At 50.5% G+C, this 14,478-nt stretch carries 15 protein-coding genes; 11 read left to right on the plus strand and 4 right to left on the minus strand.

All coding sequences use genetic code 11. The features are described 5' to 3' along the window. Window positions 1-93 precede the first annotated feature (93 nt). On the minus strand, window positions 94-228 hold the full coding sequence (locus tag G163CM_RS23440; protein WP_255690229.1) for a hypothetical protein: 135 nt from the start codon (window positions 226-228) through the stop codon (window positions 94-96). 254 nt (window positions 229-482) lie between these two features. Between G163CM_RS23440 and G163CM_RS07250 the strand changes: the two genes are divergently transcribed. Then, on the plus strand, window positions 483-1,976 hold the full coding sequence (locus tag G163CM_RS07250; RefSeq protein WP_231827475.1) for a sensor domain-containing diguanylate cyclase: 1,494 nt from the start codon (window positions 483-485) through the stop codon (window positions 1,974-1,976). A gap of 56 nt (window positions 1,977-2,032) precedes the next feature. Beyond that, window positions 2,033-2,392, plus strand: coding sequence for a hypothetical protein (locus tag G163CM_RS07255; RefSeq protein WP_231827476.1), 360 nt, complete (start codon window positions 2,033-2,035; stop codon window positions 2,390-2,392). Between the two features lie 252 nt (window positions 2,393-2,644). On the opposite strand, the gene G163CM_RS07260 is transcribed toward G163CM_RS07255, so the two are convergent. Both G163CM_RS07260 and G163CM_RS07265 read right to left on the minus strand, forming a co-directional pair. Continuing rightward, entirely contained in the window at window positions 2,645-2,884 is a 240-nt protein-coding gene (locus tag G163CM_RS07260; protein WP_231827477.1) for a hypothetical protein, read from the minus strand. Window positions 2,885-2,936: 52 nt separating this feature from the next. Then, window positions 2,937-3,749, minus strand: a complete 813-nt coding sequence (locus tag G163CM_RS07265; RefSeq protein ID WP_231827478.1) for a helix-turn-helix domain-containing protein — start codon at window positions 3,747-3,749, stop codon at window positions 2,937-2,939. A gap of 790 nt (window positions 3,750-4,539) precedes the next feature. Between G163CM_RS07265 and sapA the strand changes: the two genes are divergently transcribed. The 8 genes from sapA (at window position 4,540) to G163CM_RS07305 (ending at window position 14,145) form a co-directional block, all read left to right on the plus strand. After that, the gene (gene sapA, locus G163CM_RS07270; RefSeq protein WP_231827480.1) at window positions 4,540-6,189 is read left to right on the plus strand and encodes an ABC transporter substrate-binding protein SapA; all 1,650 of its coding nucleotides are present in this window, start codon (window positions 4,540-4,542) and stop codon (window positions 6,187-6,189) included. Continuing rightward, window positions 6,186-7,151 carry a putrescine export ABC transporter permease SapB gene (gene sapB / locus G163CM_RS07275; protein ID WP_015964625.1) on the plus strand — a complete coding sequence of 322 codons (966 nt, stop codon included), beginning with the start codon at window positions 6,186-6,188 and terminating at the stop codon, window positions 7,149-7,151. The genes sapA and sapB overlap by 4 nt, the downstream gene beginning before the upstream one ends. Continuing rightward, window positions 7,138-8,028 carry a putrescine export ABC transporter permease SapC gene (gene sapC, locus G163CM_RS07280; protein WP_015964626.1) on the plus strand — a complete coding sequence of 297 codons (891 nt, stop codon included), beginning with the start codon at window positions 7,138-7,140 and terminating at the stop codon, window positions 8,026-8,028. Before sapB ends, sapC begins: the two co-directional genes overlap by 14 nt. Beyond that, a complete protein-coding gene (gene sapD, locus G163CM_RS07285; RefSeq protein WP_015964627.1) occupies window positions 8,028-9,020 on the plus strand; it encodes a putrescine export ABC transporter ATP-binding protein SapD in 993 nt (330 codons plus the stop codon). The genes sapC and sapD overlap by 1 nt, the downstream gene beginning before the upstream one ends. Window position 9,021: 1 nt before the next feature. Continuing rightward, window positions 9,022-9,828: a putrescine export ABC transporter ATP-binding protein SapF gene (gene sapF, locus G163CM_RS07290; protein ID WP_015964628.1), complete on the plus strand. Its 807-nt coding sequence runs from the start codon at window positions 9,022-9,024 to the stop codon at window positions 9,826-9,828. Window positions 9,829-9,987: 159 nt separating this feature from the next. Continuing rightward, window positions 9,988-10,776: an enoyl-ACP reductase FabI gene (fabI, locus tag G163CM_RS07295; RefSeq protein WP_015964629.1), complete on the plus strand. Its 789-nt coding sequence runs from the start codon at window positions 9,988-9,990 to the stop codon at window positions 10,774-10,776. 195 nt (window positions 10,777-10,971) lie between these two features. Beyond that, complete coding sequence (locus tag G163CM_RS07300; RefSeq protein ID WP_231827482.1) at window positions 10,972-12,129, plus strand: CMD domain-containing protein; 1,158 nt, start codon at window positions 10,972-10,974, stop codon at window positions 12,127-12,129. Between the two features lie 81 nt (window positions 12,130-12,210). Then, window positions 12,211-14,145, plus strand: a complete 1,935-nt coding sequence (locus G163CM_RS07305; RefSeq protein ID WP_231827483.1) for an exoribonuclease II — start codon at window positions 12,211-12,213, stop codon at window positions 14,143-14,145. Here G163CM_RS07305 and G163CM_RS07310 read toward each other — a convergent pair. Further along, window positions 14,142-14,303: a hypothetical protein gene (locus tag G163CM_RS07310; protein ID WP_231827484.1), complete on the minus strand. Its 162-nt coding sequence runs from the start codon at window positions 14,301-14,303 to the stop codon at window positions 14,142-14,144. The genes G163CM_RS07305 and G163CM_RS07310 overlap by 4 nt on opposite strands. On the opposite strand from G163CM_RS07310, the gene G163CM_RS07315 reads away from it, so the two are divergent. Further along, the gene (locus G163CM_RS07315; RefSeq protein ID WP_015964632.1) at window positions 14,283-14,465 is read left to right on the plus strand and encodes a YciZ family protein; all 183 of its coding nucleotides are present in this window, start codon (window positions 14,283-14,285) and stop codon (window positions 14,463-14,465) included. The two genes, G163CM_RS07310 and G163CM_RS07315, sit on opposite strands and share 21 nt — an antisense overlap. Window positions 14,466-14,478 lie beyond the last annotated feature (13 nt).

A 14,478-nucleotide genomic window follows, 5' to 3' on the forward strand; every position in this document is an offset into this window, starting at 1 on the left:
GGTTAGGTTAAGTTTAGGCCAGTTAGTCGTTGATGAGGATGAACCTCGCGTTGGAAAAACGCACTACATCTACGAATGATTGTGATCGTATAATCACTTATCTTTATCAATCGAAACCCCATTATGCGCGCTAAAACCTTCCGCTTCAGCTTCACGATTTTTTGCAGTGTGATGATCATTTATCTGCTTTTTATCTTCAATCGCGTCTATATCGGCGTTTTTTTGCACGAATGCGTGTGGGTGGTGCTGCTTTTCTCCGGGGTAATGTCCTGGTTTAATCGACCACGCCCACGCAAAAGAAATCGCTCATCTTGATTCAGTCCCTTCTTTCACTGGTGCCTGATATTGAATCAGGCACTGCTCGATTAAAGTCATTATTTATTAGCAATCACCAATTTGGCACAAATAACATATCTATTTTTTGACACACCACGCAGAATTAATTAGCATCTCAGCAGTAAAAACCCGTCTCAATTGAAAGTATGAAATTAAAGAAAAAAGTCTCCTTTACAAAATCATTAAACATTGTTTTTTCCAGCTTATTGTTTACGTTAATTATTGCCAGTGGAATGATCGCTTATCATCAATGGATTGATATTAAATATTCGTGCGTCTCATTTTCAAAAAAATATGTAACTGTATTAGCAAGTATTATCAATGAAAAGCTTGCTAATAGCGAAACATCCCTGAAACTCATCACTGAAACGATACGCGAGCACTCAGAAATCAGTACACGCAGGTTTAACAAATGGCTGAACACCCAGCTATATATCCTGCCTAACGTCACTGGGCTGAATATTCTCGACGCACAACAAAATTACACCAGAATCCCTATGCTGAGTGAAAATAGTAACTTTACCAAAGACTTCAATCCTAAGTCACGCCCATGGTATCAGATGTCTACCAGTTACTCAGAAAAAACCTCGTTCACGCAGCCTTACAACGACTATATTTCAACCAAAAGAATTGTTTCTGTATCACTGCCTTTTTTCGAAAGTGGCGAAATAACCAACGGCATCGTTGCTTTTGATATTGATTTATCGTTTGTTAACCAGTCATTAGGCAGTATTGCTCCGCCCATACAGGGCAATAATTTCATTTTGGCTGAGAATGGCGAGCAAATCACTGATAAAGTCAACATGACTAATATTGAAAAGAATTTACAGCTGCTCACGCGAGCAATATGGGAAAGTGGTTCGTTTTTCAGCCAGGAAGATGATGCATACTATTTTTATAAGAAAATGGATAATCCATCATGGATAGTTTTTTACAAGGTAACACGGCAAAACATGAATCGTGTAATGATTGAGATGAATACTAAGATTTTTTATTTCATCATGCTTTCGATACTGATTATCTGCTTCGCCTGGTGGGCGATCATATCCGTAATGAATACAACATTAACAAATATCGCATCCAGTATTCGATATGGGCGTTTTGATGGCGAGGACTCGTCAAAAATTCTGGCGCTTGAAATTGAGAATAATATATCACGGATAGAAGACATCTCATCAAAGGCATCGACTGATGCTCTCACAGGGTTGCTCAACCGCAGAGTATTTGATCAACAACTAGAGACATTCAGCTACAAATCTGACTCCTGTTTAGCGCTCATCGATATAGATGATTTTAAATCAGTTAACGATAAATTTGGTCATACCATAGGCGATTTGGTGCTCAAAACGATTGCAAAGCTTGCCAGAAAATATGAAACCGCCAACATAAAATTCTATCGTTATGGTGGAGAGGAAATTGCGGCCATTTTTGATGGTATCAATATTAACTCAGCGAACTCTATTATCGAATCGTTACGCATAGATATATCAGAAAGAAAATATCGTGAAAGCGAACTTAGAACAACGGTAAGTGGTGGAATTATTACATTTGATAATAAAACTGGCTTAGAAGCACTGGAGCTTGTTGATAAACTGCTCTATCTGGCCAAAGAGAGCGGTAAAAACACAATAAAACGATAAATCACGCAATATATGCGTACGCCTTAATTTTGTAACCTTATAAACAGTGGCATATTATGAGAAAAATATTTTTATTACTTAATTTACTCCTGGCTTCCCCCCTTGCCCTGGCCATAAACATTAATGATGCATTTATATCCCTCCAGTGCCCGCTACGCGGACACATCGAAGTTATTCTCCATCATTATCTTCACACTCAGGAGCGTTGGGGAAAGGACGAGTTTGAAACAGGGGGCGGCCATACCATCGATGGTTCCAAAACCATATTTGAGTTCGCTAATCTTGATCAAATGATTTATGTTCAAAATAGTGGTATTTTTATTTTTTGGTACCAGGATGAGCGCAAAATTGTGCAGTGTCAGTTACTCGGACTGAGGGATAACTACTCTGTTCCACTTCCGGTAATTCATGAATAATAGAGACAGGTTTCTTGTATGCAAATTAATAAAGTCACTTTAATAGCAAACTGCCTTTACCGGTGCGGATTGATACATGATGTAATACTCTGCGAGAATGAAATCATGCTTTATTTCAACGAGCATGTTCAGTGCACCCCGCTTACACAATGGAATAAGAACATGCCCAATTCCACTGCATCTGAGTTTTTACGTCTGGCGGCAACGCTGGATGAAACCAGTTTACCCAGTTTTATTAATAGACTATGGAGGTTATAAAATCCATTTATCGCTATCAAGCTGGCCAACTGCCTGTAAATCACGCAGATATGCCGAAAGATCCCCAAGTAAAATACGAAGCATTTCGGCATCGGCGCAATCACCGCTGAGAATTTCGTCTATTCTGCTGCGTAAATTTATAATGCCGCCAGAAAAATTCTTCACCCCATTTTCCAGAAGATAGAGCCTTTTCTTTTCTTGTAAAGAAATATCATCAAAGATTTCATAGCTCATGCATTTGTGTATTTTATTTTTTACAGGAATGAACACTCTCCTACTTCGCTCCTCAATAAGTTTCACTTGCGCTGTTTGAACATAAGTTTGTGGTGTGTTGCACACAAGGCACCCGATATTCGCTGATTATAACCTCACCAGCCTGATTACATTTGACCTTCAAAACATCCGGAGCCCGAAGACGCGTTATACCAAGCGACGGCAATAAACCCGCATAAATTACACTTTGGATATGCGGTAAGTTTTTAATATTGTCGTTGAGGGCAATTGAAATCCAATCCAGTTTGTCACCATCTTGACTATCTTCAATACATAATGCATAAGATAGCATAACATCGCTGTTAGTTGTGAACTCTTCATCATATTTCACATTCGTAATAAGCATTGAATATAATCCTGTCGGCTGAATATTCTGCGTGACCTCAGCAATATTAACGCTACTCATTATAGGTTTATCAATGCTGCATCGTATCAGGCGACAGTCCAGCTTCGCTACGCAAGCCAGATAATCATAGCGAGGGATCATATTTTCAAAGGGCCAGTGATCTTGCTTACGAAATGCGACAGGTGTGACGCCGAATTGACGGCGAAAGGCTGCAATAAAGGATGCAGCAGAATCAAAGCCGAACCAGCGCGCGATATTTTTAACAGTGTGTCCGGTGATTCGTAGTGAGATAGCTGCGCCTGAAAGGCGTCGAAGTCGACTATATGTACCGATACTCAATGCCGTTTTTTGTTTAAAAAAACGCTGTAGATGCCTTCTGGAAAACCCGGATTTCTCGGTTATTTCTTCAATTTTAAGGTTATGATATTTATTGTTTTCAATCCACGCGGCCATATCACTAACAATACTTTCATAACGCATAATCACAATCCTAATTCATCCACTCGGCCAGATATATAATGTAACGCATTACTGAAGGTTTACCAGTCATGAAGGTATTGTGCTGGGAATCATGTGTCACATTTATACGGTATGAATTAGCCCCGCTAATGTACATATTGGCCGTATAAAAAAGTAAATGTAACAATTTCGGTCAGTGGTCTCTATGCCATTTATCGGATCCGGCATGAATTCCAAATGCCATTCCACACCCGCCAGGAGAGGGGAAAGAGTGAACTGGAGAATTTTTTGCCTGTGGAATCAATTAAATATAAAACCCCCGGCACCAAATTGCGCGATACTGATGCCTCATCTTGTTAAGGATATGTTTGCTACAGCGAGTCTGATCCGTTATGCGATAGCCTACAAAACATACATTTCTCAGCTGTGAGGGAGTATTAAACAAAGGGACAAGAAGGCCAACTGGAGATGTTATCGATAAAAAGATACCATACTTCAAGGTGATGGGGATTTTTCTCTCTATTGATAATTTTTTAATCAAATAATAGCAATGTACTCTGAGCATGTTCCGTCATTTTTGTGCCCTCTTTCTCATAACTGGCGACCTTTTACCACAACACGGGAAAGCGGAGCTTCAGGACGGAGAGTTGATTTACAGGGTATAATCTATGGGAAAATCCGAAGATGCTCATGCTGTCTGTATCGAACGATGCAACAGGTGAACCGGCACCTTTCTCCTGGACAAACGGATATGACAAATGTCATTAACTATTAATAAGATAGCCACACTATCTCACATCAAAAAAGAATTATGCGCCTGAATTTGTCATCACTCCTGGCAGCGTTAGGGTTAGTTTGTGGTCAGGCGATTGCCGCGCCGCCCTCTTCCCTGCCCGCCAATGCCGACATTCGCGATAGCGGATTTGTCTACTGTGTCAGTGGGCAGGTCAACACGTTCAACCCGCAAAAAGCAGGCAGCGGTCTTATTGTCGATACGCTGGCGGCCCAGCTTTATGATCGCCTGCTGGATGTCGACCCGTATACTTATCGTCTGGTACCGGAACTGGCGGAGCGCTGGGAGGTGCTGGATAACGGCGCAACCTACCGCTTCCACCTGCGCAACGACGTACAGTTTCAGACCACCCGCTGGTTTAAGCCGTCCCGAAACCTCAATGCAGACGATGTCGTCTTCACCTTCGAGCGTATCTTTGACCGTAATCACCCCTGGCATAACGTCAACGGCGGCAACTTCCCTTATTTCGACAGTTTGCAGTTCGCCGATTCGGTTCAGAGCGTGCGCAAACTCGATAGCCACACGGTAGAATTCCGTCTTAATCGACCAGACGCCTCCTTCTTATGGCACCTGGCGACCCACTATGCTTCTGTCATGTCGTCAGAGTATGCCAACCAACTGGCAAAGCAGGATCACCAGGAGCTGCTCGATCGCCAACCGGTGGGCACCGGGCCATTCCTGCTTGATGAGTATCGCACCGGGCAATACATTCGCCTACAGCGTCACGAACACTTCTGGCGCGGTAAGCCTTTAATGCCACAGGTTGTTGTTGATTTGGGTTCCGGCGGTACAGGTCGCTTATCGAAACTACTGACCGGTGAGTGCGACGTACTGGCCTGGCCTGCCGCCAGCCAGTTAACCATTCTGCGTGACGACCCACGTCTGCGCCTGACGCTGCGTCCTGGGATGAACATCGCCTACCTGGCGTTTAATACCGATAAACCGCCGCTGAATAATCCGGAAATCCGCCACGCGCTGGCCCTGTCGATTAATAACCAGCGCCTGATGCAGTCTATTTATTATGGTACGGCGGAAACGGCGGCCTCAATTTTGCCTCGCGCCTCCTGGGCTTACGATAACGAGGCTAAAATTACTGAATACAATCCAGAAAAATCACGCCAGATGCTGAAATCACTGGGTGCGGAAAACCTGACGCTTCAGCTGTGGGTACCAACCAGCTCGCAAGCGTGGAACCCCAGCCCGCTGAAAACCGCAGAACTGATTCAGGCTGATATGGCACAGGTTGGCGTGAAGGTAATGATTGTGCCGGTTGAAGGCCGTTTCCAGGAGGCGCGCCTGATGGATATGAACCATGATCTGACGTTGTCCGGTTGGGCGACTGACAGTAACGACCCGGACAGTTTCTTCCGCCCGTTGCTGAGCTGCGCGGCGATATCCTCGCAAACCAACTTTGCCCACTGGTGTAACCGCGAGTTCGATGACGTGCTGCGCAAAGCCCTGGCCTCACAACAGCTGGCGTCACGCATCGATGCCTACGATGAAGCCCAACAGATTCTGGCGCGCGAATTGCCGGTGCTGCCGCTGGCCTCATCACTGCGTTTACAGGCCTATCGCTATGATATTAAAGGCCTGGTGTTGAGCCCGTTCGGCAACGCTTCCTTTGCGGGCGTCTCGCGTGAGAAAGAAGAACAGGTGAAAAAGCCATGATTATTTTTACCCTTCGTCGTTTGTTGCTTCTGCTGGTGACGCTCTTCCTTCTTGCGCTGGTCGGCTTCAGCCTGAGCTATTTCACGCCGCATGCCCCGTTACAGGGCGCATCGTTCTGGAATGCGCTGGTGTTCTGGTTTAACGGCGTACTGCACTGGGATTTTGGCGTTTCGAGCATCAACGGTCAGCTGATTTCCGAACAGCTAAAAGAGGTTTTCCCGGCGACGATGGAGTTGTGTATCCTCGCCTTCGGTTTTGCCCTGCTGGTCGGTATTCCGGTGGGAATGGTAGCCGGTATTACGCGCAATAAATGGCAGGACAAATTAATCAGCGCGCTGGCGCTGGTCGGTTTTTCTGTGCCCGTGTTCTGGCTCGCCCTGCTGTTCACCCTCTTCTTCTCGCTGACGCTCGGCTGGCTGCCGGTTTCCGGGCGATTTGATCTGCTTTACCAGGTCAAAAGCGTAACCGGATTTGCGCTGATTGACGCCTGGCTCTCTGATTCGCCCTGGCGGGAAGAAATGATTGCCAGCGCGCTGCGTCATATGGTGCTGCCGGTTCTGACGCTGGCGGTGGCTCCTACCACCGAAGTGGTGCGTCTGATGCGTTTAAGCACCATGGCGGTATTCGATTCCAACTACGTGAAAGCCGCCGCGACACGCGGCGTCTCCCGGTTAACCATCTTGCGTCGCCATGTGCTGCATAACGCGCTGCCGCCGGTGATCCCGCGTTTAGGTCTGCAATTCTCCACCATGCTGACGCTGGCAATGATCACCGAGATGGTCTTTAGCTGGCCCGGGCTGGGGCGCTGGATGATTAACGCGATTCGCCAGCAAGATTACGCCGCGATTTCTGCGGGCGTGATGGTGATTGGCGCACTGGTGATTGTGGTAAACGTGATCTCTGATATTTTGGGTGCAATGGCTAACCCTCTGAAACATAAGGAATGGTATGCCTTACGATAGCGTCTACATCGAGAAGCGCCCGCCCGGTGCGCTGCGTACCGTGTGGCGTAAATTTTACGGCGACACCACCGCGATGATTGGCCTTTATGGCTGCGGCGGGCTGGTGCTGCTGTGCGTATTCGGAAGCTGGTTCGCGCCGTATGGTATCGATCAGCAGTTTCTCGGTTATCAACTGCTGCCGCCGTCGTGGTCGCGCTATGGTGAGGTCTCCTTCTTCCTTGGCACGGACGATCTCGGGCGCGATGTACTAAGCCGTTTGCTTAGCGGTGCTGCGCCGACCGTAGGCGGCGCCTTTGTGGTGACGCTGGCCGCCACGCTGTGCGGGCTGGTTCTCGGCGTTCTCGCCGGGTCAACGCACGGCCTGCGTTCCGCCATGCTGAACCACATCCTCGACACCCTGCTCTCTATTCCGTCGCTGCTGCTGGCGATTATCGTCGTCGCGTTCGCCGGGCCGCATCTGTCGCATGCCATGTTTGCCGTCTGGCTGGCATTGTTACCGCGCATGGTGCGTTCCATTTACAGCATGGTGCACGATGAGCTTGAGCGCGATTATGTGGTGGCCGCCCGCCTGGATGGCGCATCAACGCTGAATATTTTGTGGTTCGCGATTTTGCCAAATATCGCAGCGGGGCTGGTGACAGAAATCACCCGTGCGTTGTCGATGGCGATTCTGGATATTGCCGCCCTCGGTTTTCTCGACCTTGGCGCGCAGCTACCCTCTCCGGAATGGGGCGCGATGCTGGGCGATGCGCTGGAGCTTATCTACGTTGCGCCGTGGACGGTGATGCTGCCGGGTGCGGCGATTATGATTAGCGTACTGCTGGTTAACCTGCTGGGCGACGGTATTCGCCGTGCCATTAATGCGGGGGTGGAATAATGCCGTTACTCGATATTCGTAATTTAACCATCGAGCTGAAAACTAACGAAGGCTGGGTGAAAGCCGTTGACCGCGTCAGTATGACGCTGGCTGAAGGTGAAATTCGCGGCCTGGTTGGCGAATCCGGCTCGGGGAAAAGCCTGATTGCCAAAGCGATTTGCGGCGTTAATAAAGATAACTGGCGCGTCACTGCCGACCGTATGCGCTTTGATGATATCGACCTGCTCCGTCTGTCCAACCGCGAGCGCCGCAAGCTGGTCGGTCATAACGTGTCGATGATTTTCCAGGAGCCACAATCCTGTCTCGACCCGTCAGAACGCATCGGTAAGCAGCTCAAGCAGAACATTCCCGGCTGGACCTACAAAGGCCGCTGGTGGCAGCGTTTTGGCTGGCGTAAGCGTCGTGTCATTGAACTGCTGCACCGCGTCGGGATTAAAGATCATAAAGACGCCATGCGCAGCTTCCCGTATGAACTTACGGAAGGTGAATGCCAGAAAGTGATGATTGCCATCGCCCTGGCGAATCAGCCGCGTTTGTTGATTGCCGATGAGCCGACTAACGCCATGGAACCCACCACGCAGGCGCAGATTTTCCGCCTGCTGACGCGTCTGAACCAGAACAACAACACCACTATTCTGTTGATTTCGCATGATTTACAGATGCTCACCAAATGGGCGGATAAAATCAACGTTATGTATTGCGGGCAAACGGTGGAAACGGCCCCCAGTGAAGATCTGGTGACCATTCCCCATCATCCGTATACGCAGGCGTTAATTCGCGCAATACCTGACTTTGGAAGCCCGATGCCGCACAAAAGCCGCCTGAATACCATGCCGGGCGCGATCCCCTTGCTGGAGCAGTTGCCAATTGGCTGCCGCCTGGGCCCGCGTTGCCCTTATGCGCAGCGGGAATGCATAGAAACGCCGCGTTTGACCGGTGCGAAAAACCATCTTTTCGCCTGTCATTTTCCGCTGAACATGGAGAGAGAGTGACGTGGTCGAAACATTACTTGAAGTGCGTAATCTGAGTAAAACTTTCCGCTATCGTACTGGCTGGTTTCACCGTCAGACGCTTCAGGCGGTCAAACCGCTCAGCTTTACGCTGCGCGAAAAACAGACGCTGGCGATCATCGGCGAAAACGGCTCGGGGAAATCGACGCTGGCGAAAATGCTCGCCGGAATGATAGAGCCGACCACCGGTGAGCTGCTGATTGACGATCATCCCCTGCACTATGGCGATTACTCCTTCCGTAGCCAGCGTATTCGTATGATTTTCCAGGACCCGTCAACGTCGTTGAATCCACGTCAGCGAATCTCACAAATTCTCGATTTCCCGCTGCGCCTGAACACCGAGCTTGAAGCGGAGGATCGCCGCAAGCGGATTATTGAAACGCTGCGTATGGTTGGGCTGCTGCCGGATCACGTCAGCTATTACCCGCATATGCTGGCGCCAGGACAGAAACAGCGTCTGGGGCTGGCGCGCGCATTAATTCTGCGCCCTAAAGTGATTGTCTGTGATGAAGCGCTGGCCTCGCTCGATATGTCGATGCGCTCACAGCTGGTGAACCTGATGCTGGAGTTGCAGGAGAAACAGGGTATTTCATATATCTATGTGACCCAGCATTTAGGCATGATGAAGCATATTAGCGATCAGGTGCTGGTGATGCACCAGGGTGAAGTGGTCGAACGCGGCAGTACCGCTGATGTGCTGGCGTCACCGCTGCATGATCTGACTAAGCGTTTGATTGCCGGGCATTTTGGCGAAGCATTAACGGCAGATGCGTGGCGAAAAGACCGATAATTGTCAGCCACCCTCGGCAAAGTTTTCACGACCAATCCGACAGAGATGAAGTGGTCGGATTAACTCTCCCGGCGACTCATGCTAGAATCGCCGCGATTTAACGACGGCTCGCCGTTTTCAGGCAGGTCGCCATAACAATGAATATAAGGATTAAAAGCTATGGGTTTTCTTTCCGGTAAGCGCATTCTGGTGACTGGCGTTGCCAGCAAACTGTCCATCGCATACGGTATTGCGCAAGCGATGCACCGTGAAGGGGCTGAACTGGCGTTCACCTATCAGAACGAGAAACTGAAAGGCCGCGTAGAAGAGTTTGCTGCACAACTGAACTCCAGCATCGTGCTGCCGTGTGACGTGGCTGAAGATGAAAGCATCGAATCCCTGTTCACTGAACTGGCGAAAGTATGGCCGAAATTTGACGGTTTCGTTCACTCCATCGGCTACGCGCCGGCTGACCAGTTAGATGGCGACTATGTTAACGCCGTCACCCGCGAAGGCTTCAAAATTGCCCACGACATCAGCGCATACAGCTTTGTGGCAATGGCGAAAGCCTGCCGCAGCATGCTGAACCCGGATTCAGCTCTGCTGACCCTGTCCTACCTGGGTGCAGAACGTGCGATTCCTAACTACAACGTGATGGGTCTGGCGAAAGCGTCTCTGGAAGCTAACGTTCGCTACATGGCTAACGCTATGGGCCCGGAAGGTATCCGTGTTAACGCCATCTCTGCGGGCCCGATCCGTACGCTGGCGGCTTCCGGTATCAAAGATTTCCGTAAAATGCTGGCGCACTGCGAAGCGGTTACCCCGATTCGTCGTACCGTTACCATCGAAGATGTGGGTAACTCTGCTGCATTCCTGTGCTCCAACCTCTCTGCCGGTATCTCTGGTGAAGTGGTTCACGTTGACGGCGGCTTCAGCATCGCTGCAATGAACGAACTGGAACTGAAATAAGTTCTTTACCCTTCCGCTTTGGCGGAAGGGTTTCCCCTCCCCCCGTTTTTCCCTCTGTTATTCCAGTAAGTTATTAATTAGCACCGAACAATATTTTCTCCTATCGCGCGCTTACGCCAGGATATTTATCCATAACGATCCGGTGTTGCCTCTCATTCTTGCATCGGTTCGCCACTTACCATTCAAGGAATGCCCATGGAGCAACGCCGCGCTTACGGTAAAAGCCACTGGTATCATGAGACCCAGTCCCGATCGCAACACAGTGATGTTCTGCCCCTTGTGCCTGAAGCCGCCCACGTTGAAGACCGCTTTTTATTAGGGCTACAACTGCCGGAATCGCTGCAACGCGACTGTACTCCCTGGCTTAACGCCTGCCGGAATCTGGCGAAAGAACTGTTCCCGGATGAAGTCGCCGTCAGCCGCTTACGGACATTCAGCGCCTACGACCGCCTGAGCAGCGCGCTGACGGTCGCACAGGTCTGCGGGGTACAACGGCTCTGTAATCACTATGCCGCCCGTCTGGCGCCGCTCCCAGGCCCTGATTCGTCACGCGAAAGCAACCATCGCCTTGCCCAGATTACCCAGTACGCCCGTCAGCTTGCCAGTTCCCCTTCCGTGATTACGCCCCTGGCACGACAGCAGCTCGACGATGTTGGGTTAACCACCTACGACATTATTTTGATCAACCAGATTGTGGGTTTTGTCGGTTTTCAGTCGCGCGTAGTGGCGATATTCCAGGCCCAGCAAGGGCAACCCGTTCGCTGGATACCCGGCATGCCGACGCAGGAAGATGCCGCTGCTGAGGGGTTCCAGGCGACAGAAAGCGAATGGCTGAGCGATTTGCCCGTTGTGGATGCGCGTTATGCAAGTAAAACCCAGGCGCAATCGCTGCTGCGCTGGCAATCGCAGCCGACGCTTTCTGCGTTAGCCCCGCTGTTAGCGCACGAGGAAACAATTCTGGATTGTCTTGGGCAACTGATCGGCACCCTGCCCGCAAATCCTCCCTTGCACGCTCTGGCGGCGCTGGTGCCTGCTCGCATTAATGGCAGCGTGAGCTGTTTTAATCATTACAGCGCGCAGTGGCAAGGCGCCGGCGGGCTTCCCGATGCCATTCGTAATGGCGATCGCGCCGTGCAGGCGTGGTGTCATCAATATCCGCGCGAACAGGCCGTGACCCAGGCTATTGGCCTGTTAACGCGCGCGCCGGACCGTTTTAGCCCTGCGCAATTAGCCTCGCTAACGGAGCACGGAGTGAGTGAAGAACAGAGTATCACTCTGCTCGCCTGGAGCGCGCTATTTGGCTGGTTAAATCGGCTGCGGATCGCGCTGAGAAGCGAGCGACAACCTGCGTAAAAGGATGAAAGAGCGCTTGCCGCAACAGTGAGAATCGCGTAAAACTGTCAGCCGCTCTTTTGGCCAAGAAAATACATCATTATGCTTCAGGATAACCCGCTGCTCGCGCAGCTAAAACAGCAACTTCACTCCCAGACGCCGCGTGCGGAAGGGGTTGTCAAAGGCACGGAAAAAGGTTTCGGTTTCCTCGAGGTCGATGCGCAGAAAAGCTACTTTATTCCGCCGCCGCAGATGAAAAAAGTGATGCACGGCGATCGCATTATCGCTGTGATCCATTCTGAAAAAGAGAAAGAGAGCGCCGAACCGGAAGAACTGGTTGAGTCGTTCCTGAGCCGCTTTGTCGGGCGTGTGCACCGCAAAGACGACCGCCTCTCTATCGTTCCCGATCATCCGTTGATCAAAGATTCTATTCCATGTCGCGCTGAGCGTGGCGTGGATCACGATTTTAAAGAAGGCGACTGGGCCGTTGCAGAAATGCGCCGCCACCCGCTGAAAGGCGATCGCACCTTCTACGCAGAGCTGACCCAGTTCATCACCTTCGGCGACGATCATTTCGTGCCGTGGTGGGTTACCCTCGCCCGTCATAATCTGGAAAAAGAAGCGCCTGACGGCGTAGCGACAGAGATGCAGGACGAAGGGCTGGAACGTCGCGACCTTACCGCCCTCAACTTTGTCACCATCGATAGCGCCAGCACCGAAGATATGGATGATGCGCTGTATGTGGAAGACGCCGCCGACGGCAAGCTGAATTTAACCGTGGCGATTGCCGACCCAACCGCATGGATTGTCGCAGGCAGCAAGCTTGATAACATCGCCAAAGTGCGCGCGTTTACCAACTATCTGCCGGGCTTTAACATCCCGATGCTGCCGCGTGAACTGTCCGACGACCTCTGCTCGCTGCGTGCCAACGTGGTTCGCCCGGTGCTGGCCTGCCGCATGACGCTGGCCGCCGATGGTACCATCGAAGACAATATCGAATTCTTCGCGGCAACCATTGAATCGAAAGCCAAGCTGGCCTACGACGATGTTTCCAACTGGCTGGAAAAAACCGGCGAATGGAAACCCGACAGCGAGAATATCGCACGTCAAATCACGCTGCTGGAACGTTTGTGTCAGCTGCGCAGCGAATGGCGTAAAACCCACGCGCTGGTGTTTAAAGACCGCCCGGACTACCGCTTTGTGCTGGGTGAAAAAGGCGAAGTGCTGGATATCGTCGCTGAACCCCGCCGCATTGCGAACCGTATCGTCGAAGAGTCAATGATTGCGGCTAACATCTGCGCGGCTCGCGTGCTGCGTGACAAGCTTGGGTTCGGAATTTATAACGTCCATACCGGTTTTGATCCGGCGAATACGGAAGCGCTGGCGGCGTTGCTGAAAACGCACGACGTCCATGTCGATCCGGAAGAAGTTCTGACCCTGAATGGCTTCTGTAAGCTGCGTCGCGAGCTGGATGCCCAGCCGTCAGGTTTCCTGGATAGCCGCATCCGTCGCTTCCAGTCGTTCGCTGAAATCAGTATCGATCCAGGCCCGCACTTCGGTCTGGGGCTTGAAGCCTACGCAACCTGGACTTCCCCGATTCGTAAGTATGGCGATATGCTCAATCATCGCCTGCTGAAAGCGATCATTAAGGGTGAAAACGCTGAGCGTCCGCAGGATGATGTGACGGTCCAAATGGCAGAACGTCGTCGCCTGAACCGCATGGCGGAACGTGATGTTGCTGATTGGCTGTACGCGCGCTATCTGCACCCGCAGGCGGGCAAAGAGACGCGCTTCGCGGCAGAAATTATCGATATCAGCCGTGGCGGCATGCGCGTGCGTCTGGTCGACAATGGCGCCGTAGCCTTTATTCCAGCTCCGTTCCTGCACGCCGTGCGTGACGAAATGGTTTGCAGCCAGGAAAACGGCACCGTACAGATCAAAGGCGAAGTCGCTTACAAAGTGACTGACGTTATCGATGTGACCATCGCCGAAGTGCGTATGGAAACCCGCAGCGTCATCGCCCGTCCGGCGGTTTAAGCCCGACTAAACAGCGGCTTCGTTAAACGAAGCCGCTTTTCACTTAATGTTGTATCGTCTGCCATTTTTTTCTCTTCTCTTTTGCCGCTATTTTTAGCATCATTGATTTCATTCAAATTTCTAAACAGGGTTACACCATGTCCAATCTTGATGCGCATCAGGTTGCTCAACGTATTGATACCGTTCTCGATATCCTGGTGGCAGGTGATTACCACTCTGCAATCAATAACCTGGAAATTCTTAAAGCTGAACTGCTGGCACAAATTGCCGATCAACAAAATACGCAAACAGGTCAGCCTAAATCCCCGTGGGAAATCTGACACCGCTCACCTT

The organism is Pseudocitrobacter corydidari (assembly GCF_021172065.1).
In the GTDB taxonomy this organism is placed as follows: domain Bacteria; phylum Pseudomonadota; class Gammaproteobacteria; order Enterobacterales; family Enterobacteriaceae; genus Pseudocitrobacter; species Pseudocitrobacter corydidari.